This is a genomic window from Burkholderia sp. Bp9031 (genome assembly GCF_003857965.1).
GTDB classification, from domain to species: Bacteria; Pseudomonadota; Gammaproteobacteria; order Burkholderiales; family Burkholderiaceae; genus Burkholderia; species Burkholderia ambifaria_A.
The window spans coordinates 155,430-178,961 of the sequence record NZ_QTPW01000004.1 but is presented as its reverse complement, the minus strand read 5'-3'; the positions used below and the strand labels follow the sequence as shown (position 1 = coordinate 178,961).

14 protein-coding genes and 5 pseudogenes are annotated in these 23,532 nt (G+C 63.7%); 13 read left to right on the top strand and 6 right to left on the bottom strand.

Annotated elements, in window-relative coordinates; all coding sequences use genetic code 11:
• Positions 1 to 5: 5 nt before the first annotated feature.
• Positions 6 to 93: pseudogene (locus DIE15_RS37530) on the top strand (short-chain dehydrogenase); the annotation flags it as partial.
• 102 nt (positions 94 to 195) lie between these two features.
• Here DIE15_RS37530 and DIE15_RS38010 read toward each other — a convergent pair.
• Positions 196 to 1,113, bottom strand: a pseudogene (locus DIE15_RS38010) (LysR family transcriptional regulator).
• Between the two features lie 52 nt (positions 1,114 to 1,165).
• Positions 1,166 to 1,480 (bottom strand): annotated as a pseudogene (locus DIE15_RS37515) (xanthine dehydrogenase family protein molybdopterin-binding subunit); the annotation flags it as partial.
• Between the two features lie 516 nt (positions 1,481 to 1,996).
• Here DIE15_RS37515 and DIE15_RS07460 point away from each other — a divergent pair.
• From DIE15_RS07460 to DIE15_RS07410, 11 genes and pseudogenes are all read left to right on the top strand, one after another.
• A complete protein-coding gene (locus DIE15_RS07460) occupies positions 1,997 to 4,822 on the top strand; it encodes a 2-oxoglutarate dehydrogenase E1 component (RefSeq protein WP_124832888.1) in 2,826 nt (941 codons plus the stop codon).
• 119 nt (positions 4,823 to 4,941) lie between these two features.
• Positions 4,942 to 5,883, top strand: coding sequence for a LysR family transcriptional regulator (locus DIE15_RS07455; protein WP_124832811.1), 942 nt, complete (start codon positions 4,942 to 4,944; stop codon positions 5,881 to 5,883).
• A 151-nt stretch (positions 5,884 to 6,034) separates the two neighbouring features.
• Positions 6,035 to 6,472, top strand: coding sequence for a MarR family winged helix-turn-helix transcriptional regulator (locus DIE15_RS07450; protein ID WP_185734381.1), 438 nt, complete (start codon positions 6,035 to 6,037; stop codon positions 6,470 to 6,472).
• An 86-nt stretch (positions 6,473 to 6,558) separates the two neighbouring features.
• Entirely contained in the window at positions 6,559 to 8,121 is a 1,563-nt protein-coding gene (locus tag DIE15_RS07445) for a DHA2 family efflux MFS transporter permease subunit (protein ID WP_057923897.1), read from the top strand.
• Between the two features lie 109 nt (positions 8,122 to 8,230).
• On the top strand, positions 8,231 to 8,668 hold the full coding sequence (locus DIE15_RS07440; protein WP_057923896.1) for a MarR family winged helix-turn-helix transcriptional regulator: 438 nt from the start codon (positions 8,231 to 8,233) through the stop codon (positions 8,666 to 8,668).
• Positions 8,669 to 8,721: 53 nt separating this feature from the next.
• Complete coding sequence (locus tag DIE15_RS07435; RefSeq protein ID WP_124832809.1) at positions 8,722 to 10,227, top strand: efflux transporter outer membrane subunit; 1,506 nt, start codon at positions 8,722 to 8,724, stop codon at positions 10,225 to 10,227.
• Positions 10,228 to 10,261: 34 nt separating this feature from the next.
• Entirely contained in the window at positions 10,262 to 11,557 is a 1,296-nt protein-coding gene (locus DIE15_RS07430; protein ID WP_124832808.1) for an HlyD family efflux transporter periplasmic adaptor subunit, read from the top strand.
• Between the two features lie 350 nt (positions 11,558 to 11,907).
• Entirely contained in the window at positions 11,908 to 12,108 is a 201-nt protein-coding gene (locus DIE15_RS07425; RefSeq protein WP_124832807.1) for a copper chaperone, read from the top strand.
• A gap of 80 nt (positions 12,109 to 12,188) precedes the next feature.
• Positions 12,189 to 12,430: pseudogene (locus tag DIE15_RS07420) on the top strand (integrase core domain-containing protein); the annotation flags it as partial.
• A gap of 272 nt (positions 12,431 to 12,702) precedes the next feature.
• On the top strand, positions 12,703 to 14,295 hold the full coding sequence (locus tag DIE15_RS07415; RefSeq protein WP_124832806.1) for a PAS domain-containing hybrid sensor histidine kinase/response regulator: 1,593 nt from the start codon (positions 12,703 to 12,705) through the stop codon (positions 14,293 to 14,295).
• 27 nt (positions 14,296 to 14,322) lie between these two features.
• Complete coding sequence (locus tag DIE15_RS07410; RefSeq protein ID WP_124832805.1) at positions 14,323 to 15,504, top strand: adenylate/guanylate cyclase domain-containing protein; 1,182 nt, start codon at positions 14,323 to 14,325, stop codon at positions 15,502 to 15,504.
• Between the two features lie 8 nt (positions 15,505 to 15,512).
• Here the strand turns inward: DIE15_RS07410 and DIE15_RS07405 are convergent.
• The 4 genes and pseudogenes from DIE15_RS07405 to DIE15_RS07390 form a co-directional block, all read right to left on the bottom strand.
• A pseudogene (locus DIE15_RS07405) lies at positions 15,513 to 15,795 on the bottom strand (response regulator); the annotation flags it as partial.
• A gap of 113 nt (positions 15,796 to 15,908) precedes the next feature.
• Entirely contained in the window at positions 15,909 to 17,351 is a 1,443-nt protein-coding gene (locus DIE15_RS07400) for an efflux transporter outer membrane subunit (protein WP_124832804.1), read from the bottom strand.
• Positions 17,352 to 17,355: 4 nt separating this feature from the next.
• Positions 17,356 to 20,499, bottom strand: coding sequence for an efflux RND transporter permease subunit (locus DIE15_RS07395; protein ID WP_124832803.1), 3,144 nt, complete (start codon positions 20,497 to 20,499; stop codon positions 17,356 to 17,358).
• A 20-nt stretch (positions 20,500 to 20,519) separates the two neighbouring features.
• A complete protein-coding gene (locus tag DIE15_RS07390; RefSeq protein WP_057923888.1) occupies positions 20,520 to 21,677 on the bottom strand; it encodes an efflux RND transporter periplasmic adaptor subunit in 1,158 nt (385 codons plus the stop codon).
• 364 nt (positions 21,678 to 22,041) lie between these two features.
• On the opposite strand from DIE15_RS07390, the gene DIE15_RS07385 reads away from it, so the two are divergent.
• Entirely contained in the window at positions 22,042 to 23,523 is a 1,482-nt protein-coding gene (locus DIE15_RS07385; RefSeq protein WP_124832802.1) for an NAD-dependent succinate-semialdehyde dehydrogenase, read from the top strand.
• Positions 23,524 to 23,532: the final 9 nt, after the last annotated feature.

Genomic DNA, 23,532 nt, shown 5'->3' with positions numbered 1-23,532 from the left:
GCGAGATGAAGACTATTTTCGATTTTTCTGACCGATCGATTCTTGTCACGGGTGCATCGAGCGGGATTGGACGGGCCACCGTCACCGTACTAAACGCGGGGAGCGGGTCAATCACTCTCCAAGGCGCCACGGTTTCCCGCGATGAACCTTTTTTGTCCCGAAATGAAGATACGTGCTGTGCGTGTCCGCCGCCGCTCAGCATCGCTTGCCCTGAAGTGTCGGGATTTGCGCGTATACGCTGGCGAGCCAGTCGACGAAGAGCTTCAGCTTGGCCGGTATGTGCCGATTCGGCGGATACAGCACGGAGATCGGCCGCGGCGGCGGGTTGAACTTGGGCAGTACCTCCTGCAACGCGCCGGATTTCAGATACGGCTCGACGAAAAACAGCGTGGTCTTGATCAATCCGAGGCCCGCGAGTCCGCATGCGATGTAGGTATCCGCCTCGTTGACCGCGACCGTGCCGCGCATCTGCACGATGTGCGTGTCGCCGTCGACGACGAAATCCCAGCTCCGCGGCCGGCCGGTGTCGGCCGACACGTGGCTGACCGCGATGTGTTGGGTCAGGTCGTCGATCGTTTCCGGGACGCCGAATCGTTCGAGATACGACGGCGACGCGCACGTGCAGGTCGTGAGACTGCCGATGCGCTTCGCGATCATCCCGGAGTCGTCGAGCGCGCCGACCCGCACGACACAGTCGACACCCTCGCCGACGAGGTCGATCTGGCGATCGGTCACGCCGAGTTACACCGTGATGTCCGGATGGGCGACGAGAAAGGCGGGCAGTGCGGGAACCACGATCCGCTTGGCCATCGCAGATGGCAGGTTCACCTTCAGGCGGCCGCGTGGCGCATTGCGCGAGTGAGACATCGACGCCTCCATCTCGTCGATCTCGCGCAGCACCGCGACACAGCGTTCGTAGTAGGCCTGCCCATCCTCGGTCAGCGACAGCCTGCGGGTCGTGCGGTTCAACAGCCGACAGCCGAGATGCTGTTCCAGTGTACGCAGCAGCGCGGACACGCGCGGTGTCGTCAGACCTGATGTGTCCGCTGCGCGCGTGAGGCTGCCCGTTTCAACGATGCGTGTAAACATGCGCATCGAAAGCAGTGTGTCCATGAGTGGCGGATCCCCTCGCGGCGAATCGTCGGCACCGGAGCGCGCCGGTGCGTCAGTGAGTTTTCATGCATCGAGGCGTCTTGGCGTCGATGTGTTTCATGAGTTCGTCACCGGCGAACGGCATGTCGCGCATGTGCTGGCCAGTCGCACGGAAGATTGCGTTGGCGAGTGCGCCGGCAGTCGGCCCCATCGATACGCCGGCCGCGCCGAGGAACGGCGCGCCGGGACGATTGATCAGGTGGACTCTCGGGCCGTGCGGCGGCACCGAGAAGCGCAGGATCGGATAACTGCTCCAGTCGAAGCTGCGAATCCTCTGCGTGTCGTACTACAGCGCCTCGTACAGCGTCCAGCTCGCTGCCTGAATGATAGCGCAGCCCTCTTGCACGCCGCTGATAACCAGTCAAGACAGGTGCTGGTACAAGGCGCTTTCAACGCCATATTTCGTGTTCAGCCATTGCTCGACCTCGGGGCTCGCGGTCATGTCCCTGATCTCTCGCAGAAACGGGATTAAACGAACGACGAGTTCATCTGCAATGCTTGTGAATTTCCGGTGATCTTGGCGCGATGTCCGGAAATGAATGCTGAATGTCCCGAAACTGTCGTAGCTAACGCGTCAGTGAAAACCCGCAGAACCTAAACTGTCCTTACCAGCGGTCAGGAGACGGCTGGTCCTGGCGGGCACGGGAACCCGGTGGCTTGAGTCACGGGGTCTTGCACGAATTGACGCGAACTGGGTGGCACGAGCTCTTGCCTCCTTTCGGATGTGGATCTTTGTCTTCGTGTGCCTGTGAATGCATTGGCTCGGCCAAGGCGGGAGCGGGTGCTGCCTTGGATACATTCGTGGCAGATATCGGGCGTGAGCCTGACTGAGGACAAAGTCATCATGACGATGCGGAACCGGAGTACCTCCTTCCTGTTCGGAGGCAATGCTTCTTATGTCGAGGAGCAATACGAGGCGTACCTCGCAGACCCAAACACGGTGTCGGCCGAGTGGCGCGATTATTTCGACGCGTTGCAGGGCGTCCCGGCGGCTGACGGATCGGGTGCCGGCGATGTTGCGCACGCACCCGTCGTGTCTCGTTTCGTCGAGTTGGCCAAGAAGGCGCGCACTGGCGGACGTTCGGAAAGCGAGGTACTCGGTTTTGCCCGGAAGCAGGTCGCCGTGCAGGCCTTGATTTCGGCCTATCGCATGGTAGGCACCCGCAATGCGCATCTGGACCCGCTGCGCTGGACGGCGCCGGTGCCCGTGCCCGAATTGAACCCGACTTACTACGATCTGTCCCAGGCGGACCTGAACACGACGTTCAGCATGTCGGGCACGCATTTCCCGGACGAAGACGCGACGCTCGGCGATCTGGTGCAGGCGCTGACGAAGACATATTGCGGCACGCTGGGCGCCGAGTTCATGCATCTGGCCGATCCGGAGCAGCGCGACTGGTGGCCCATGCGTCTCGAGTCGTCGCGTTCGAGCGCGAGCCTGGATAACGGTGACAAGCTGCACATCCTCGAACGGCTGACGGCCGCCGAAGGTCTCGAGAAATACCTGCATGCGCGCTATGTCGGTCAGAAGCGCTTTTCGCTCGAGGGGGGCGAGTCGCTCATCGTCCTGCTGGATGAACTGGTTGCATATGGCGCGACGAGGGGCATCAAGAGCTCGATTCTCGGCATGGCGCACCGTGGACGCCTGAACGTTCTCGTCAATATCGTCGGGAAGCCGCCAGCTGCGCTGTTCGACGAGTTCGAGGGAAAAACCGCGAATCTTCTTCCGGCGGGCGACGTCAAGTATCACAAGGGCTTTACCGGCCTGCTCCCGACGGCAACCGGGCCGGCGGAGGTCACGCTCGCATTCAATCCGTCGCACCTGGAAATCGTGAACCCGGTTGTCCAGGGAATCGCGCGTGCGCGCGCCGAAGTATTGGGGCAAGGTGCGAGTGCGGTCCTGCCGGTGGAGATTCACGGCGACGCCGCGATTTCGGGGCAGGGCATCGTCATGGAGACGATGAACCTGTCGAATACCCGGGGCTACGGCACGGGCGGCACGATACATGTGGTGGTGAACAACCAGGTTGGCTTTACCACTTCGGACCCGCGAGATGTCCGGTCGTCGTTCTATTGCACCGACATTGCCAAGATGATCGAGGCGCCGATCCTGCACGTCAATGGCGACGACCCCGAGGCGGTCGTTGCCGCAACACGCCTGGCAATCGATTTTCGTGCGACGTTCGGCAAGAGCGTCGTGATCGAGCTGGTTTGCTTCCGCCGCCATGGCCACCAGGAACAGGACACGCCGAACATCACGCAACCGTTGATGTATCGCTCCATCGCGAGCCACCCGGGTGCCCGCGCGCTCTATGCAAGGAAATTGGTGGACGAGCGGATTCTGACGGCGGAAGACGTGGAGAAGTATGTCCATGACTACCGTGAGCGTCTCGACGCCGCGCAAACCGCTGAAGAGAGGAAGCCGGCCGATCAAAAGAGCGAAGAAGTGAGCTGGCCGCAACTGCTCGATGGAAACGTCGGCCGTATCTATTACGCGCCGCCCTTGCCGGATCTCGTTCATCGACTCGCACACAACATCACGCGCATTCCCGAGCAGGTCTCGCTGCATCCGCTGGTGGGAAAAGTGATGACTGCGCGTCGCGAGATGGCGGAAGGCAAGCGTCTGCTGGATTGGGGGATGGCCGAGCATCTGGCCTTTGCCTCGCTTCTCGCCGCTGGCATTGACGTGCGTTTGAGTGGGCAGGACAGTGAACGTGGCACGTTCAGCCATCGTCACGCGGTGCTCCATGATCAGAAGCGGTCGATTCGGGCGGAAGGCACGTACGTCCCGTTGCATCATGTGTCGGAAGACCAAGGACGATTTTCGGTCACCAACTCGGTTCTGTCGGAGGCTGCGGTTCTGGGTTTCGAGTACGGATACTCGATTGTTCGACAGAACTCGCTCGTATTGTGGGAGGCACAGTTCGGCGACTTCGCGAACGGCGCGCAAGTCGTGATCGACAACTTTCTGTCAGCGGGCGCTGCAAAGTGGGGGCAACATAGCGGCCTAACGATGCTGCTTCCGCACGGTCAGGAGGGGGAGGGGCCGGAGCACGCGTCCGCGCGTCTCGAGCGCTATTTGCAACTGTGTGCACAGAACAACATGCGGGTGGTTCAGCCTACGACACCGGCCCAGATCTTCCACCTGCTGCGGATGCAGGCCGTGCTGCACGATCGCGTTCCGCTGGTCGTGATGACGCCCAAGTCGCTTCTGCGCCATCCGGAGGCCGTCAGCAGCCTGGACGATCTCGCCCAAGGCCGATTCAACGAGATTCTGGCGGAATCGCCTACGGCCGAAGCGGCGTCCAGGGTGGACCGGGTCATCCTGTGTTCGGGCAAGGTCTATTACGAACTTCTGGAGCGCCGGCGCAAGGCGCAAAAGGACAATATCGCGTTGATCCGCGTTGAACAGTTGTATCCGTTCCCCACCACGCAGATCCGTTCGGCGCTGAAGCACTATCCGAATCTGAAGTGTGTTGTCTGGTGTCAGGAAGAGTCGAAAAACCAGGGTTCGTGGAATTTTGTGCTGGAACAGCTGCTGGACATCGTGAAGGCGCCTGTCACGTTGCGCTATATCGGACCCGAGGCAACGGCATCGACCGCACCCGGTTACAAGTCGATGCACATCGCGCGCCAGGAGAAGTTCCTGCACGCGGCGATTGACGAGTAAGGACGCAGCCGGGGCGAGTCGGAGGCGATGTGCGCGCCACCGACTGTTCCCCATGCCGGGTCGTTGTCGAGGACCGGATAAAATCGGGCGCAGGGTGATTTCATTTGAGGGAAGCGTCGATGGACACGCTGCAAATGATGCGGATCTTTGTCGGCATTGCGGAAGAGGGCAGCTTCACCGGCGCCGCTCGGCGCCAGGACATCACCACCGCCTATGCATCGAGATCGATCGCGCAGTTGGAGACGCACTTGCGCACACGCCTGCTCCAGCGCAGCACACGTCGCATCGCGCTGACCGAGGCGGGGCAGCGATATCTGGAGCGATGCGAGCGGATTCTCGCGTACATCGACGAGGCCGAAGCGGAGGCCGCGGATGCGCAGGCCCGGCCGTCCGGCAAGCTGCATGTGCACGCGACGACGGGTTTCGGCCAGACGTACGTCGTGCCGGCGGTCGTGCGCTACCGGGAACGCAATCCTTCGGTATCCGTCGAGTTGACGTTGTCGCATCATGTGCCCGATCTGCTCGATGAGGGTTACGACGTGTCATTTCAATTGAGTTCGTCGGATCTGCCCGACTCTGGCCTCGTGTCGCATCGGCTCGGCACCGTACACAGCGTGCTGTGCGCGGCGCCGGCCTACCTGAGCGCGCACGGCACGCCGAGCACGGTGCCGGAGCTCGACGGGCACGCGTGCCTGCAGATCGTCACGTCCGTGTTTCCGCGCGATCACTGGCATCTGGACGGCCCCAATGGTCGGGAAACGTTCAAGCTGCCGTCGGCGGACTTTCAGGTCAACGTGCCGGACGCGCTCGGGGCTGCGTTGCGGGATGGCATCGGCATCGGTGCGCTCCCGTTGTCGACGGCGTTGCCGGCGCTTCGCAGCGGCGCGCTGGTGCGCGTCTTGCCCGAATATCAGTTACAGACGCTGACCGCCTACGTGCTGTACGCGTCGCGCCAATACCTCGACGCGAAGATCAGGACGTTCGTCGATTTCCTCCGGGAATACGTTCCGGAAGCGCTGGATGCCGACAAGGCGGCGCTGTGCGAGTCCGGCCGGGCGTGACCCGGCCCTCGGAAAGGCCGAAACCGGAAAGGAAATCCCGTCGGCGTTCCTTCCGGGGCAGCATCGGCACGACTGCTTCGCGCCCCTCAAAAAATTCTTGCATGTATCTGCAATGTCAGATATGTTACATGTCAGAAAATGGAGGTGGCCGATGACCGAGCTGGTCAACGAACTATCCGAGCGAACCCAGCCTTTCCTCATCGCCCTCGGCAAGGCCTGCAACAGGGTGACTGCGGAACTGGACACGGGGCTCGCGGAAGTCGGAATCGATGCGCGGCAACTGGGCATTCTGCTGACGCTGGCGTACGACAATGCGCGGTCGCCGGCCGCGCTGGCGAAGTTGGTTGGCGTCGACCCCGGCCGCATGACCCGGTTGCTGGACGTGCTGAAAAGTCGCGGCCTGGTGGAACGCGCCCGCAGCGACAAGGATCGACGCGTGGTCGACGTTTCGTTGACGCAAGAAGGGTGGGAAACCATCGCCCGAAGCGCGCAAGTCATCCCCGAGATACGGAGACGGCGGCTCGCGCACTTTACGCAATCCGACTTCGATGCATTGAGCAGGCTCGTTTGCAAATTGCTCGAAGGCTGACGCGAAATTTTTTATCCAAATATCTGACATATCAGATATTTTCCGCCCCATGACAGGCAGTTCGATTTCAGACTAAAGGATGCAACATGAATTCGTCGCCCCAACCTCGTGTGCCGGCGCCGCTGACCGGCGTCAGGTTCGCACTCGGCACGTTCGCCGTGGCGCTCGCCACTTTCATGAACGTGCTGGATTCGTCGATCGCGAACGTCGCGATTCCGACGCTCTCCGGCAACCTCGGCGTGTCGATCGACGAAGGGACGTGGGTCATTACGCTGTTCGCCGCGGCCAACGCGGTGTCGATTCCGCTGACCGGGTGGCTCACGCAGCGGGTGGGGCAAGTGAAGCTGTTCGTTTGGGCGATTCTGCTGTTCGTGCTGTCGTCCGCGGCGTGCGGGCTTGCGCCGAACCTGTTCGTGCTGCTCGCCGCGCGGATCGTGCAAGGCGCGGTGGCGGGGCCGCTGGTGCCGCTGTCGCAGGCGCTGCTGCTGGCGTCCTTTCCAAAGGACAAGAGCTCGAGCGCGCTGTCGCTGTGGGCGATGACCGCGACGGTTGGGCCGATCGCCGGGCCGGCGCTGGGCGGCTGGATCACCGACAGCTACAGCTGGTCGTGGATCTTCTACATCAACGTGCCGGTCGGCCTGTTCGCCGCCGGCACGGTCTGGGCGATCTACCGGGATCGCGATACGCCCGCGCGCAAGCTTCCGATCGACAAGGTGGGGCTGATCTCGCTGATCGCATGGGTCGCGTCGCTGCAGATCATGCTCGACAAGGGCAAGGACCTCGACTGGTTCAATTCGCCGGTGATCTGGGCGCTGACCATCATGGCGGCAATCAGCTTCGTGTTCTTCCTGATCTGGGAGTTTACCGAGGCAAAGCCGATCGTCGACCTGCGACTTTTCGCCGGGCGCAACTTTCTCGGCGGCACGGTCGCGATATCGGTCGCTTACGCGATCTTCTTCGCGAACCTGGTGATCCTGCCGCAGTGGATCCAGGGCTTTCTCGGCTACCGCGCGGTGGATGCGGGGCTCGTGACGGCGCCGCTGGGCATCTTCGCGGTGATCCTGGCTCCCGTGATGGGCAAGATCATGCCGCGCTCCGATATGCGGGTGCTCGCCACGCTGGCCTTCGTTGGCTTCGCGGGCGTGTTTTTCATGCGCTCGAACTATACGACCGGCGTCGACGCGTGGACGCTGGTGCTGCCGACGTTGCTGCAAGGCATTCCCACCGCGCTCTTCTTCACGCCGCTCACGGGCATCATCCTGTCGGGGCTTCCGCCCGAGAAGATTCCGGCGGCGGCCGGCCTGTCCAACTTCGTGCGCATTTTCGCCGGCGCGGTCGGGACGTCGCTGTTGAGCACCGGCTGGAACGACCGGACGATCCTCCATCATGCGCGGCTCGCCGAGCAAACGGACGTGGGCAACCCGACCTACGTTGCCGGTATCGCCAATCTGCAGACGGTGCTCGGCGCCGGTACCGCCAAGGCGACAGCCTTCTTCGAAGCGTCGCTCAACGCACAAGCGACCATGCTGGGCCTGAACGACATCTTCTGGATATCGGGCGTGATCTTTGTCGTGATCGTCCCGCTGATCTGGGTGACCAAGCCGGGCAAGGGCGCTGGCGCGGGCGCCGCGGGTGCCGGCGGCCACTGACCGACGCGAATCCGGGCAACGCGACACACCGGGCGTGGCATTCGGAAATCCAGCTTGACAAACTCTGACATTGCAGTTATTGTCAATATCAATCACATAGGACGGCACCATGGACCATTACACGATCAAAAGCTTCACGCTCACGCATAGTGTCGGATTCATGCTGAGCAAGGCGCGCAACCTGATCGTTGCCGAAATGGACGCGGCGCTCAAGGACCTCGACATCACCAGCCAGCAAATGGGCATTCTGCTGTCGATGCGCAGCGGCATGGCCGCCACGCCGTTCGAGCTGTCGAAGCTGCTCGGGATCGACACGGGCCTGATGACGCGCATGCTGGACAAGCTGGAAGCGAAGGGACTGCTGGAACGTTCCCGCGACGCGGACGACCGCCGCGTGGTCAATCTCACGTTGACGGAGAAGGGCGAGGAAGTCGCGGCCCGGATTCCGGAAGTCGCGCCGCATGTGTTGAACGCCCGGCTGCGCAACTTCACGAAGGCCGAGTTCGCAGAGCTGTCTCGCTTGCTTCACAAGTTCATCGGCGAGTGAGCGCGGCGGGCGTGCCCGCCTTTTTTTGAATCATTAATCTGACGGGTCAGAAAATGAAATCGCAGATAAATGGATCCAACCTCGGCGCCCGCGCATTGAAACTGGGCGTGTCGGCGATCTTCGTGGCGGTACTGTCGGCATGTGCAAACTATGCGGGCATCCATAGCGACAAGCGGATCGTGGCGCCGCAACAGCTCGATACGGCCCGCAGCCTGCCGGCCGAGCAAGGCGGCTGGCCGGCTGCCGACTGGGCCGACCAGTTCGGCGATGCGCAACTGAAGGCGCTGATCGCCGAGGCGCTGCGTGGCAGTCCGACGATCGAACAGGCTCGTGCGCGGGTGGCCCAGGCGCAGGCCTTCGCCGAAGCGTCGAACGCGAGCACACTGCCGCGCGTCGATGCGAGCTACTCGCTGACGCGCCAGCAGTACAGCAGCACGGCGATGGTCCCGCCGCCGTATGCCGGTTCCTGGCGGACCGAGAACAAGGGCCTGCTGAGCGCGTCGTACGACCTCGACCTGTGGGGCAAGAACCGCGAAGCCCTGAGGGCGGCCGTGTCGCAGGCGCAAGCGAGCAAGGCGGACGTTGAATTCGTCACGCTCACGTTGAACACCGCCATCGCGCGTACCTACAACCAGCTGGCCCGCCTTTACGTGCTGCGCGACATCGCGCAACAGGAAGTCGCGCGCCGCGAGCAGATCGATCGCATCACGGCCGGCCGTATCGCGACCGGCCTCGATACGGAGGTGGAGCGTAAGACCGCGCAGGCGAATCTTGCAACGAGCCGCGCCCGTGTCACCGCACTCGACGGCAGCATTCTGACCACGCGCTACCAGTTGGCTGCGCTGCTCGGCGCAGGACCGGATCGCGGCCTTGCGATCGAGCGGCCGGCGCTCGGCATTGGCAACGACGTGCGGCTGCCGGACAACCTGCCGGCTGACCTGGTGAGCCGTCGTCCGGACCTCGTCGCCGCGCGCTGGCGTGTCGACGCGATGACGCACCAGGTCAAGGAGGCGAAGGCGGAGTTCTATCCGGACATCAACCTGAGCGCCGCGATCGGCCTCGACGCGTTCGGCTTTGGCCGTTTCCTGAGCGCAGCAAGCCGCACGGCGTCGGCCGGACCGGCGATCCACCTGCCGATCTTCGATGCAGGCGCACTGCGCGCGCAACTGAAAGGGCGCTATGCCGAGTTCGACTACGCGGTGGCCACCTACAACCAAACGCTGGTTGGCGCGCTGAGCGACGTTGCGACGCAGCTCGCGCAGATCCGCTCGAGCGACGCGCAACTCGTCGATGCAAACGCGGCACGGCAGGCCGCACAGGACGCCGATCGGCTGGCGATCACGCAGTACAAGGCCGGCCTGACCAACCAGTTGACCGTGCTCAGTGCCGATGTCACGGCGCTGAATGCTGACGAAGCCGTTGCGAACCTGAAGATGAACCGCCGCGACCAGCAGATTGCACTCGCGTCGGCGCTCGGCGGCGGCTACGTCGACACGTCGGCCGATACCGTCAGTGCGGATGCTGCCGCATCCACCCATCCCGTCGTCGCCGCGCGTTGAACGGCACGTTCACTTACCGGCAAGGAGATTTGACATGAGCGATACCCTCACGCCCGACCACGAAACGGTTGACCGCGGCGGCGCAAGCAACCGCGGCGCGCAAGCCGATCCGGCCGGCCAGGACGCCGGCGCGACGCCTCCGGGCAAGCGCAAGCGCCTGCTTGCCCTCCTGGGGGCGGTCGTCACGGTAACGGGGGCTGCGTATGCGGCCTACTATTTCACCGTCGGCCGCTATTACCAGGCGACCGACGATGCGTACGTGAGCGGCAACCTGGTGCAACTGACGCCGCAAGTCACCGGAACGGTGGTCGCCGTCAATGCGGACGACACGCAGATCGTGAAGGCAGGCGACCCGGTCGTCACGCTCGATCCGGCCGATGCGAAGATCGCGCTGGTGAATGCCGAGGCGGCCCTTGGCCAGACCGTGCGCCGCGTGAGCAGCCTGTATGTGAACAACGACTTCTATGCGGCGAATGTGGCGCAACGCGAGTCGGATCTCGCTCGCGCCAACGATGATCTGCGGCGGCGCGAGGCCGTTGCGGGCACGGGCGCCGTTTCCGCTGAAGATATCGCCCACGCTCGCGATGCCGTCAAGGCTGCCCAGGCCGCACGCGATGCGGCGCGCCAGCAAGCCGGCGCGAATCACGCGCTGACCGACCGCACGACCGTCGGACAGCATCCTGACGTGCAGGCGGCGGCGTCGAAAGTCAGGGATGCCTATCTCGCTTACGCGCGCAATACGTTGCCGGCACCGGTGACGGGCTATGTAGCGAAACGGTCGGTCCAGGTCGGCCAACGTGTGTCGCCCGGCACGCCGCTGATGGCGATCGTGCCGCTCGACGGCGTATGGGTCGATGCGAACTTCAAGGAAGTGCAGCTCACGCGGATGCGGATCGGCCAGCCGGTCACGCTGACGGCCGATGTGTACGGTTCGAGCATCAAGTATCACGGCAGGATCGAGGGGTTCTCTGCCGGCACCGGCGGCGCGTTTGCCACGTTGCCGGCGCAAAACGCGACGGGCAACTGGATCAAGGTCGTGCAGCGTCTTCCGGTACGCATCCAGCTGGATTCACGCGAGCTCGCAGCGCATCCGCTGCGAATCGGGCTGTCGATGGTGGTCGATGCCGATACGCACGACGATTCCGGCACGCAGCTTGGTGCCGCCGTGAAAACGACTTATCGCACCGGCGTGTTCGAGCAGTATGGTGCACAAGCCGATGCCGAGATCACGAAGATCATCGAGCAGAACGAAATGGATTCGCTCGCGATCGGTGCAAAGCAGGCAGCGACGCGTGGTGCGTCGCGTGATCGCGCGAGCCATGCGGGTTGAGCAGGGAATGAAGCAAACCGATCCATGGCGGGGCGGTTCCGAACATGGTGTCGAGTCGGTTTGTATCGATCCGGCGTGGGCTGGCTGTACGAACGGAAGCAGGGTTACACCCATGAAGATCACGACATGAAAGTTGGCATCGTTGTATTCGAAGGTGCGCCTTGGTTACGCGCTGTAAAAAGTGAATTGAGCCTAGCCAGGTTGGTGACACCGAGGTTTGATCCTATAGTTTTTCCGACAGATTCATTCGGCGGTGGGTGCGCGGCCGGACGGTAGGCACATCGTGGCATGGCGCCTACGAGCCGAGAGGAACTGCTTTGTTGGAACGTTGTTGACTGGAGAGGTGAAAAGTGAAGTTCTCGATGAAAACTGAAATCCACGCAGACGATCGTTCGACGATCGAGCATGCGATGAAGACCGTCGATGCCGACGCGAAAGTCGATGTTGACATTGGTGCGCAAACGGTGAGCGTCGACTCGTGGCTGATGCCTGAGGAGTTTCTCGTCGCCTTCTACGACGAGGAATACGACGTGACCATTGCCGAATGGTAGGCAGGATGGGATCTTGCCGCACCTGAGCGCGAAGCACTGCGGCGTCATGCCGTCCACACCGCGCCGGTCCGCAGCGGGCCGTCGGCTTGAAGCCAATCGCCATGCCTGTGTACAGCACGCAAAGTAACGGGATGCCGAAAGCTGCGTGAGGACGATGAAGCGCGACTACGGCGCCTTCATGCCGAAGCCGGATGCCGCGATTGCGGCACGCAACTTGACCATCGCGTCCGAGCATTTCAACGAGAAGCATCCCCGTAGCGCGCTGAAATACCGCTCGACTGGCGGGCTCCGGCGCTCGCTGGATTCAGCAACCTTCGTGTGACGCTGTATCCGGAGCGACAGGGTTAACTCCACCGACGTCGACACGAAGTGAAGCAGCGGCTGGTGCCGCGCGCTCTTGCACACTGCCTCGTATTCGGCGCATTGTTGATGCTTGCGAGATGATGAGGGCCGCGATGCGACATCGTGCCCGGGTGGACTCGCTGTCGATTGTCGTAAGACGACCGCTTCCGACCTTGGAAACGCCCAGACCCGTCCGCACGGGTTCCAGTGGCTTCGTCACGGTCGCTGCGGCGTCTGATTTGGGGTTGCATCATGAAACAACAGCCCGTATCGGCGAATCGCTCTTGTACGGAAATCGAAGTTGACGACGTCGAGCGGCGTTTCAGGTCGTTTGCAGATGCGATACCCCATATCGTATGGACGGCCGGGCCAGATGGCTCAGTCGACTATGTTAACCGGCGGATCGAGATGTATACGGAGCTGGGGTTTGCTCAAGTGGAGGGGTGGAACTGGATGTCGACGATCCATCCGGATGACGTGGAATCCTCAATCGCGCACTGGGAGAACGCGATTGCGAGCGGTACTGAATACGAAAACGAAGTGCGCATATGGCGAATGTCCGATTGCACCTATCGATGGCACCTGGAACGTGCATCGCCGTTGAAAGATGCGAACGGCAATATCGTGAAGTGGGTGGGCACTGTCACCGACATCGAGGACCGCAAGCAAGCCCTGGCCGCGGCCGAGCGCGCTAACCGCGCGAAATCGGACTTCCTGTCCAGCATGAGCCACGAATTGCGCAGCCCGCTCAATGCGATCCTCGGGTTCGCTCAACTGATGGCGACCGATTCTCCACCGCCGACCTCGTCGCAACAGGCGAGCATCGACCAGATTCTGCGGGCAGGATGGCATCTGCTCGAACTGATCAACGACGTGCTCGATCTCGCGAAGATTGACGCCGGGCAAGTGGCAATCTCGCCCGAATCCGTATCGCTGGGCGACGTCCTGCGAGAGTGCGATTCGATGATTGTGACGCAGGCGCGGCAACGGGGTATTCGCGTGACCTTTCCGCAGGTCGAGACGCTATGCCATGTCCGCGCCGACCGCACGCGCGTCAAGCAAGTCCTGATCAATCTGTTGTCGAACGCGGTCAAGTACAACCGTCCGTCGGGCGCGGTCGACATCACCTGCAGCGCGCCCGTGCCGGGTCGGGTTCGCGTGAGCGTCAGTGACACGGGTCCGGGTTTGTCTCCGGAGCAGGTGGGTGGGCTCTTCCAGCCGTTCAACCGCCTGGGGCAGGAAGCCGGCGCCGAAGAGGGCACGGGCATTGGCCTGGTGGTCGCAAAGCGGCTGATGGAGTTGATGGGTGGCGGCATTGGTGTCGACAGTACGCCGGGAAAGGGCAGTGTCTTCTGGATCGAACTGGATTCGGCACTTGCGCCGGACATGGCGACGACACTTGCCGCACAGTCCGACACGCCGGCCGCGGGCGCGACTGGCAGCGATGTAGCCGGGGCGCCCGTGCATACCGTGCTGTATATCGAGGACAATTCGGCCAACCTGAAGCTTGTCGAGCAACTGATCGGGCGGCGCGCGGACCTGCGCATGATCGGTGCCGCGACGGGCCAGCTCGGCGTGGAACTGGCGCGCCGTGCGCAGCCGCGGGTGATCGTGATGGACATCAACCTTCCCGACATCAGCGGGATCGAAGCGCTCGAGCTGTTGCGCAAGTATCCCGAGACGGCGGACATTCCCGTCGTCGCGCTCAGTTCGAATGCGATGCCGCACGACGTCGAGCAAGGCCTGGAGGCGGGTTTCTTCCGCTATCTGATCAAGCCGATCAAGATCGCCCCCTTCATGCATGCGCTTGCTGAAGCCATTGCGCTCGCGACAGCGCGGAAATAGTGTGGACAGGTCGTCAGGGCCCGAACCATGATCGATTCGTCAACGATTCTCGACGCCCGGATTCTGGTCGTCGACGATCTGGAGGCCAATATCCTGCTTCTCGAGCAGATCCTGCGCCGGGCAGGATATGCACGCGTCGAATCGACGGTGGATGCATCCGCAGTCCATGAACTTCATCGCAGGCATCGTTACGATCTGATCCTGCTGGATCTGCAGATGCCGGGCACTGACGGTTTCCAGGTCATGGAAAGCCTGAAGTCGCTCGAGGCGGACAGCTATCTCCCGGTCATCGTGATCACTGCCCAGCCGGCTCACAAGCTGCGCGCGCTGCAGGTCGGCGCGAAAGACTTCATCAGCAAACCATTCGATCTGGCGGAAGTGCTGATGCGGGTTCACAACATGCTGGAGGTGCGGTTGCTGCACCGGGAATTGCGCAAGCGCGGTGACGCGCTCGAGCAGAAGGTGCGGGAAGTGGAGGCGAGCCATGCGCTGATTCGCCGCCAGAGCGGCGAACTGCAGAGCCTGTATGCGAAGGTCGTGGCGGAGCAGAAGGTGTCCGAGCGGCTGCTGCTCAATATGCTGCCCTTTCCGATCGCCGAGCGGCTGAAGGCGCATCTCGACGACATCGCGGGGAGTTTTCCGGAAGTGATCGCGGACCGCTTCGCCGACGTGTCGGTGCTGTTCGCGGATATCGTGGATTTCACCGGCTTCTCGGCCGGCATGCGTCCCGAGCAGCTCGTCGAAATGCTCAATGAGATCTTTACCGGCTTCGACATGATCGCCGACCACCGCGGTCTCGAGAAGATCAAGACGATTGGCGACGCGTACATGGCGGCCGCAGGCCTGCCCGTTCCTGCCGCGGACCACGCGATGCGGGCCGCGCACATGGCGCTCGACATGATCGATGCGCTGGCCCGTTTCAACGAGGTCAGACGCTGCAACCTGAAATTGCGAATCGGCATCAACAGCGGCGAGGTCGTGGCCGGCGTGATCGGCAAGCGCAAGTTCATCTACGACCTGTGGGGTGCGGCCGTCAATCTCGCGAGCAGGATGGAATCGCAGGGCGTCGCCGGGCGCGTGCAGGTAACGGAGGCGACGCGTGCAATGCTGGGTGAATCGTTCGTTTTCGAGGAGCGTGGCTTGATCGCGGCGAAAGGCATGGGCGAGTTCCGCACGTGGTTCCTGGTCGGGAGAACCGGCTTGTCGTGATGGAGTCGTCCGCACCGCAGCCCCCGCAGACGATCGATTTCGCGATCGAGCGCCGTGATGATGGCGATCGGCGTGTCGCTCCGGCGGCGCAGTTCGACGAGGACTTCCCAACCGCCTTTCTGCGGCATCCTGACGTCGAGCAGGATCAGGTCGGGCCCAAGCACGGGCTCCACGTCGAGTACGGCCTGGCCGTGCCCGACGCGGCAAGTGCGAAAACCGTCGTGCGCGAGGTAGGCGTCGAGTATTTCGGCGATCTCCGGATCGTCCGGCAATGCGTATCAAGGGATTCATCGGGTTTGCCGGACGTGAGCGTGATCCGTCGGCGGACCGCCGGCACCGTACGGGCACCGGCGGCCTTCGCCGTGCTGCCGGTCGTCGCGGACGGATCGGCGACGATGCGTGGCTCAGTTGTCGGCCACGCTGCTGGCGGCAGGCACGTCGGTGTCGATCAAGCCGCCACCGAGGGCCTTGTAGAGCGCGACCGCGTTGCCCAGTTCGGCGTTGCGCAGATCCAGCAGGGCCTGACGCGCGGCGTACAGCTGTCGCTGCGAGTCGAGCAGTTCCAGACGGTCCTCGATGCCGGCGCGATAGCGCAGGTTCACGAGATCGGTGCGGCGCTCGGCGCTTTTGACGACCCGGATTTGCGCGTCGATCTGGCGGCTGAAGGTCTCGCGCCCGGCGAGGCCGTCGGCCACCTCGCGAAACGCGTTCTGGATCGCGCGTTCGTACTCGACGACCGCGCTGGACTTGCGCACTTCCGCTAGATTCAGCTCCGAGCGCAGCCGGCCGCCCTGGAAGATCGGGACGGTGACCTGAGGCGCGAAGCTCCACACGCGCTGGCCGCCGTCGAACAGGCTGCCCAGCCCCGGGCTGAGGAAGCCGATCGACGAGGTCAGCGACAGGCGCGGGAAGAATGCCGCGCGCGCCGCGCCGATATCGGCGTTGGCGGCGACGAGATTCTGCTCGGCCTGCTGGATGTCCGGCCGGCGGTACAGCAATTCCGATGGTAGTCCGGCCGGCAGTTGCGTCATCACCGGCTGGCGTTCCAGCGACAGCGGGTCGGGCAGGTTCTTCGGCAGGTCGGTGCCGACCAGCAGCCGCAGCGCGTTATTCGCCTGCTCGACGGCGCGCGAACGCGCCTCGAGATCGGCGCTGGCGCTCGCGACCTGGCCTTCGGCCTGCGCGATGTCCACGCCGCTGGCCTGGTCAGCGAGCTTGAGCCGGCGCGCGAGATCGAGTGATTGTCGCCAGTCGTTCAGCGTGCGTTCGGACAGCGCGCGCTGTTCCTGTGCGAGGCGCTCGGCGAAGTACGCGTTGGCCACGGAGCCGACGAGCGCGATCTGCACCGCGCGGCGGCCGTGATCGGTTGCGAGGTAGCGCGCGAACGCCGCATCGGACAGCGACTTCACGCGGCCGAACAGGTCGATCTCGAACGCGCTGACACCGACGTTCACGCCGTACTGGTTCTGCGTGTTTTCGAGCAGCGGCGGGTTCGATTGCGCGTCGGCGGCCGTGCGCTGGCGCGTGAAGCTTGCGCCTGCGTCGATCGACGGCAGGCGCGCGGAGCGCTGGATGCCGTACTGCGCTTCGGCAGCCTGCACATTCAGCGCGGCCAGACGCAGGTCGCGGTTGTTGTCGAGCGCGAGTTCGATCAGGCGCTGCAGGCGGCGGTCGCCGAACATCGTGCGCCAGCCGAGATCGGCCGCGTTCGCGTGCTGGTCGGCCGCGGCAGCGGTCGTATAGGCGGCCGGCACCGGCATCTCGGGCCTGACCAGCTTCGGCGCCATCGAGCACGCCGACAGCGCGACGGCGGCGGAAACCGCGACGGTAAGAATAAATGATCGCATGGCCTTAACCTTGTTGTTCGTGGGTCACGGCGGCGGGCTTCTTGCGGGACGCCAGCCATGCCGAGATGCGTTCCTGGATGCTCATCACGAACACGAAGAAAACCGGAACGAAGAAAATGGCCAGCACGGTGGCGGTGATCATGCCGCCCAGCACGCCGGTGCCGATCGCGTGCTGCGTCTCGGAGCTGGCGCCGGAGGCGATGACGAGCGGCACCACGCCGAGCCCGAATGCGAGCGACGTCATCAGGATCGGACGCAGGCGCAGCTTGGACGACCGCACGGCCGCCTCGATCAGCCCCATGCCTTCCTCGCGCAGCTGCTTCGCGAATTCCACGATCAGGATCGCGTTCTTCGCCGACAGGCCGATCACGGTGATCATCCCGACCTTGAAGAAGACGTCGTTCGGCAGCCCGCGCAGCATCACCGCGCCGAGTGCGCCGATCAGGCCGAGCGGCACCACCAGCATCACCGACAACGGAATCGCCCAGCTCTCGTAGAGCGCCGCGAGCACCAGGAACACGACGATCATCGACAGCGCCATCAGCATCGGCGCCTGCGATGCCGACTCGCGCTCCTGCAGCGACTGGCCGGTCCAGGCCACCGTGAAGCCCGGCGGCAACTGCGCCGCCAGACGCTCCATCTCGGCCATCGCCGCGCCGCTGGAGTAGCCGGGGGCCGAACCGCCGGAGATACGCGCGGACGGATAACCCTGGAAGCGCACCATCTGGAGCGGGGCTTCCGACCAGACCGGACGCACCACTTCGGACAGCGGCACCATGCCGCCGGTCGCGTTGCGCACGTAGAGCTTCATCACGTTCTCGATCTGCATGCGTGCCGGGGCATCGGCCTGGATGATCACCTGCTGCATGCGGCCTGCGTTCGGGAAGTCGTTCACGTAGGTCGAGCCCATCGCGGCCGACAGCGTGTCGCTGATGGTCGTGAACGACACGCCGAGCGCTTCGGCCTTGTCGCGGTCGATGTCCAGCTTCACGCTCGTGCCGGCCGGCAGGCTGTCCGGATAGACGCCGGTCACCACCTTGCTTTGCGCGGCCAGTTCGAGCAGCCTGGTTTCAGCCGCCTTGAGCGCCGCATAGCCCTGGTTGGCGCGATCCTGCAGGCGCATCGTGAAACCCGAGCTGGTGCCCAGCCCGTCGATCGCCGGCGGCAACAGGCTCATGACCGTGCCTTCGGTCACGCCGCTCATCGCTGCCTGCGCGCGCATGGCTTCGTCCATCGTGGATGCACCGCCGCGTTTGTTCCAGTCCTTGAGCACCGAGTAGTTCAGTGCGGCATTCGAGCCGAGGCCGGAGAAGCCGTAGCCGATGATCGAGATGCTCGACTGGATCGCCGGACGCGACGCGAGGTGCTTCTCGAGGGTCTTGACCACGTCACCCGTGCGCTCGACGGTCGAATCCGCCGGGAGCAGGAAGCCGGTCATGAAGTAGCCCTGGTCTTCCTCGGGCAGGAACGACGACGGCAGCATCCGGAAGCCGAACACCAGCGCGGCGGAAATCGCGACGAACAGCAGCATCACGCGCCCGGTGCGGCCGACCAGCCGGCCGACGCGCGTTTCATACCATTGCGTGAGGCGGTCGAAGCGGCGGTTGAACCAGCCGAAGAAGCCGCGCTTCTCGTGGTGCCCGTGCTCGACCGGCTTGAGCATCGTCGCGCACAGGGCCGGCGTCAGCGTCAGTGCGAGCAGGGCCGAGAACATGATCGACACGGCCATCGACAGCGTGAACTGCTGATAGATCACGCCGACCGAACCGCTCGACATCGCCATCGGCAGGAACACGGCCGTCAGCACCAGCGTGATGCCGATGATCGCGCCGGTGATTTCCTTCATGGCCTTGATCGTCGCGTCCTTCGGCGACAGGCCTTCTTCCACCATCAGGCGCTCGACGTTTTCCACGACGACGATCGCATCGTCGACGATGATGCCGATCGCGAGCACCATGCCGAACATCGTCAGCACGTTGATCGAGAAGCCTGTCATCAGCATGACCGTGAAGGTGCCGAGCATCGCCACCGGCGCGACGATTGCCGGGATCAGCGTGTAGCGCACGTTCTGCAGGAACAGATACATCACCAGGAACACGAGCACCATCGCCTCGAGCAGCGTGTGAATCACCTTCTCGATCGAGATCTTCACGAACGGGGCAGTATCGAACGGAATCGAGTAGGTCATGCCGGCCGGCATCGTCTTGGCGACCATGTCCAGTTGCTCGCGCACAGCCTCGGCAGTCTTCACAGCGTTGGCCCCCGGCGCCAGCTGCACGCCCGCGAAGGTGGCGGGTTTGCCGTTCTCGCTGTTGACGAAGGTGAACGCCTGCGGGCCGAGTTCGACCCGCGCGACATCGCCGAGCACGACCTTCGAGCCGTTCGCATTCGCGCGCAGCACGATCTTCGCGAACTGCTCCGGCGTCGTGAGCTGGCCTTGCGCGGTGAGCGGCACCGTCACGCGCTGGCCCGGCAGCGTGGGCGCCGCACCGAGGCTGCCCGGGGCGATCTGCACGTTCTGCTGGCTGACGGCCGTCGTCAGGTCGTTCATCGACAGGCCGTAGGTGATCAGCTTCTGCGGATCGACCCAGATGCGCATGGCCTGTTCGGAGCCGAACAGTTGCACCTTGCCGACGCCTTCGACACGTCGCAGGTCCTCGACGACGTTGCGCGCCATGTAGTCGGCAAGCGCATTTTGATCGTAGCGGCCGCTGTCCGACTTCAGGCCGACGAACAACAGGAAGCCCGTGGCGGCTGACTCCACGATCACGCCGTTTTGCCGCACGACGGGGGGCAGGCGCGGCTCGACCGACTTGAGCTTGTTCTGCACTTCGACCTGGGCCATCGCCGAATCGGTGCCGGGCTTGAAGGTCGCGGTGATCTGTGCCTGGCCGGAAGTATCCGCCGACGATTCGAAGTACAGCAGGTTTCGCACACCGGACAGCTCGCGCTCGATGAGGCTCAGCACGCTGTCGCTCATCGTCTGCGGCGTGGCGCCCGGGTAGGTGGCGGTAATGGTGACGGTCGGCGGCGCGACCGACGGATAGCGCGCAACCGGCAATTCGGGGATGGCGATCAGGCCCAGCAGGATGATGAAGAGGGCGATCACCCACGCGAAGACCGGGCGCCGGATGAAGAATTGGGACATGACTGGAGGCTCCCCGTGACTCAGTGCGAGGAAGCGGTCTTGACCGCTTCAGGCGCCTTCCATGCGGTCGCCGTCACGGTCGCGCCGTCGCTCAGGCGCTCCATGCCTTCGACGACGACCTTCTGGCCCGCCTGCAGACCCGACTTGATGCGGTAGCTGCGGTTCGTCAGCTCGCCCACTTCCACGGACTTCAGATGCGCCTGGCTCTTCGCGTCGAGCACCCAGACCTGCGGCTTGCCGCCCGCGCGGACGATTGCCTGTTGCGGCACGGTCAGCGCGTTGTCGTAGTGCCCACGCGGGATGCGGGCTCGCACGTACATGCCCGGCAGCAGCTCGCGCTTCGGGTTGTCGACCAGCACGCGCAGCAGCACGTCGCCGGTACCCGGGTCGACGTTGACACCCGAGAACAGCATGCGGCCCTTTACGTCATAGCGCGAGTCGTCGTCGCGCAGCACGTCGACCGGCAGCCCGTTGCCCGCGGTGTCCGGCTGCGCCGTGAGCGCGCCGCGCAGCGATTCGAGCGACGCGGCCGGCTGGCGCACGTCCACGTAGACCTGGTCGATCTGCTGGATGCGTGCCATCGGCTGGCTGTCGCTGCTCGCAACCAGCGCACCCTCGGTCACGAGGGCCTGATCGATGCGGCCCGCGATCGGCGCCTCGACGGTCGCGAACTTCAGGTCGAGCTGGCGTCGTGCGAGCGTTGCGCGCGCCTGCGCGACGTCGGCGGCGGCCTGGTCGCGTTGTGACACTGAATCGTCGTAGACCTGCCGGCTGATTGCGTCGGCCTCGACCAGCGGCTTGAGCCGCGTGGTCTGCACCCTGGCCCGTTCGAGCGCGGCTTGTGCGCGTTGCAGGGCCGCCGCGGCCGTGTCCATATCGGCCTTGAACGGGGCCGGGTTGATCTGGAACAGCGGCTGGCCCGCACGCACTTCCGTGCCCTGTTCGAACAGCCGTCGCTGCACGATGCCGCTGACCTGCGGCCGGATCTCGGCGATCCGGACGGCCGCGATGCGGCCGGGCAGGTCTTCGGTCAGGTCGAGGGAGGAGGCTGCCAGCGTCATTGCCGCCACCGGGGTGGCTGGCGCGGCAGCCTGCTGTTCGGAGGGCCCGCAGCCCGCCAGCATCGCCGCCACCAGCGCGCACACGGCACTGTAGCTGCATCGCTTCTGCATTTTCATGTGGATTCCTTGAGATGAAGGCGCCAACGGCCCGCATTTTTGGTTCGAGTCTGGCGTCGACGGTTCTCGCGTCGCAGCCCCGTGCAACTACCAAGTTGCCGCCAATTTCTGGTTGTGGTCAAATGACCATGTCAATTGACCAATGGCGCGTAGTCTATCTCAAACTCGGATATCTCGCGTTCAGAGGCGGACGTTTTCATGCTGCGCAATGTTCAGCGGAAACCGAGGGGCGGCGGCGAAATTGCGCGAGCCACCTGCAGGGGCGTCGCACGAGGCTTCTTCAACGAGAGAAGTCGTTTTGCATTTGGCGTCGGAACAGTATTTCGCCGGCGCGATTGAATTTCACTACACAGAGTGCGAAAGAATGAACCAAGCGACTGTATCTTCGGCGCTGAGCGCCCGACTGCGAGACGCCTCCTTGCTGGAGACGCGCACCTGGCTTGCGTCGGGATGGACGGGGGGCGCGGATGGTCGTTCGTTTCCCGTGACGAATCCGGCCACCGGCGAGATTCTGGCGCGCGTGGCCAGCCTCGGCGCTGCAGAGGTGGAGGAGGCAATTGCATCGTCGGCTTCAGCACAAGAAGCGTGGCGTAAAAGGACCAGCCACGAGCGGGCGAGGATCCTGCGCGCATGGTATGACTTGATCATTGAGAATGCAGACGACCTCGCATTCATCATGATGTCGGAGCAGGGCAAGCCTCTCGCGGAGGCCCGCGGCGAGATAATGTATGCCGCTTCCTTCGTGGAGTGGTTCGCCGAAGAAGCGAAACGCGTATACGGCGACGTCATGCCTCACCCGCAAGCCGACAAGCGCATCCTCGTCATTCGTCAGCCGATCGGCGTTTGCGCAGCAATTACGCCGTGGAATTTTCCCGCCGCGATGATTACGCGCAAGGTGGCTCCAGCGTTGGCTGCCGGCTGTTCCATCATCGTGCGCCCGGCGGACCTGACTCCGCTGACGGCGCTTGCGCTAGCCGTGCTGGCCGAGCGAGCGGGTATTCCGGCCGGTGTACTTCAAGTGGTGTGTGGCCCGTCGCGCGAGATCGGAGCGGTCCTCACGGCCAGCCCGATCGTGCGCAAGCTTTCGTTTACTGGTTCGACCGAAGTCGGTCGCGTGCTCATGAGCCAGTCGTCCGGGACGATCAAGCGGCTTTCTCTCGAACTCGGCGGCAACGCACCTTTCATCGTGTTCGACGATGCGGATCTCGACGCGGCAATTGAAGGCGCGATGGCATCAAAGTACCGAAATAGCGGCCAGACCTGCGTTTGCGCCAATCGCTTTCTTGTCCAGGCTGGAATTCATGACCGCTTCGTCGACGCGCTCGCCCGGCGAGTTCAGGCGCTCGAGGTAGGAAACGGCATGGAACCGGGGGTGCAGCAGGGGCCGCTGATCCAGCCGTCCGCCTGCGACCATCTGGATCAGCTGATCGACGATGCGGTAGGCAAGGGCGCCCGAATCGTCACTGGCGGGAAACGCCATCCGCTTGGAGGCACGTTCTTCGAGCCGACCGTTATTGCCGATGCGACGCCGGCCATGCGTGTCGCGCGTGAGGAACTCTTCGGGCCCGTCGGTCCGGTATTCCGCTTCGAGGATGAGGCTCAGGCGATTGCGATGGCCAATGACACCGAGTACGGGCTGGCGGCCTACCTCTATACACGCGACCACGGCCGCATCTGGCGTGTGGGCGAGGCACTCGAGTACGGCATGGTCGGCCTGAATACCGGGGTGATATCCAACGAGGTCGCGCCGTTCGGCGGGGTAAAGCAATCGGGCCTTGGCCGAGAGGGGTCCCGTTACGGAATCGACGAATATCTGGAAATCAAATACATGTGTACCCAGGTCTGACGGCAACGT

What these genes read in the sequence shown, in the direction of transcription:
- DIE15_RS07460 (WP_124832888.1), top strand. Translation starts at nt 1,997, where the DNA reads ATGACGATGCGGAACCGGAGTACCTCCTTCCTGTTCGGAGGCAATGCT.
- DIE15_RS07430 (WP_124832808.1), top strand. Translation starts at nt 10,262, where the DNA reads ATGAGCGATACCCTCACGCCCGACCACGAAACGGTTGACCGCGGCGGC.
- DIE15_RS07445 (WP_057923897.1), top strand. Translation starts at nt 6,559, where the DNA reads ATGAATTCGTCGCCCCAACCTCGTGTGCCGGCGCCGCTGACCGGCGTC.
- DIE15_RS07435 (WP_124832809.1), top strand. Translation starts at nt 8,722, where the DNA reads ATGAAATCGCAGATAAATGGATCCAACCTCGGCGCCCGCGCATTGAAA.
- DIE15_RS07400 (WP_124832804.1), bottom strand. Translation starts at nt 17,351, where the DNA reads ATGCGATCATTTATTCTTACCGTCGCGGTTTCCGCCGCCGTCGCGCTG.
- DIE15_RS07390 (WP_057923888.1), bottom strand. Translation starts at nt 21,677, where the DNA reads ATGAAAATGCAGAAGCGATGCAGCTACAGTGCCGTGTGCGCGCTGGTG.
- DIE15_RS07415 (WP_124832806.1), top strand. Translation starts at nt 12,703, where the DNA reads ATGAAACAACAGCCCGTATCGGCGAATCGCTCTTGTACGGAAATCGAA.
- DIE15_RS07450 (WP_185734381.1), top strand. Translation starts at nt 6,035, where the DNA reads ATGACCGAGCTGGTCAACGAACTATCCGAGCGAACCCAGCCTTTCCTC.
- DIE15_RS07455 (WP_124832811.1), top strand. Translation starts at nt 4,942, where the DNA reads ATGGACACGCTGCAAATGATGCGGATCTTTGTCGGCATTGCGGAAGAG.
- DIE15_RS07395 (WP_124832803.1), bottom strand. Translation starts at nt 20,499, where the DNA reads ATGTCCCAATTCTTCATCCGGCGCCCGGTCTTCGCGTGGGTGATCGCC.
- DIE15_RS07385 (WP_124832802.1), top strand. Translation starts at nt 22,042, where the DNA reads ATGAACCAAGCGACTGTATCTTCGGCGCTGAGCGCCCGACTGCGAGAC.
- DIE15_RS07440 (WP_057923896.1), top strand. Translation starts at nt 8,231, where the DNA reads ATGGACCATTACACGATCAAAAGCTTCACGCTCACGCATAGTGTCGGA.
- DIE15_RS07410 (WP_124832805.1), top strand. Translation starts at nt 14,323, where the DNA reads ATGATCGATTCGTCAACGATTCTCGACGCCCGGATTCTGGTCGTCGAC.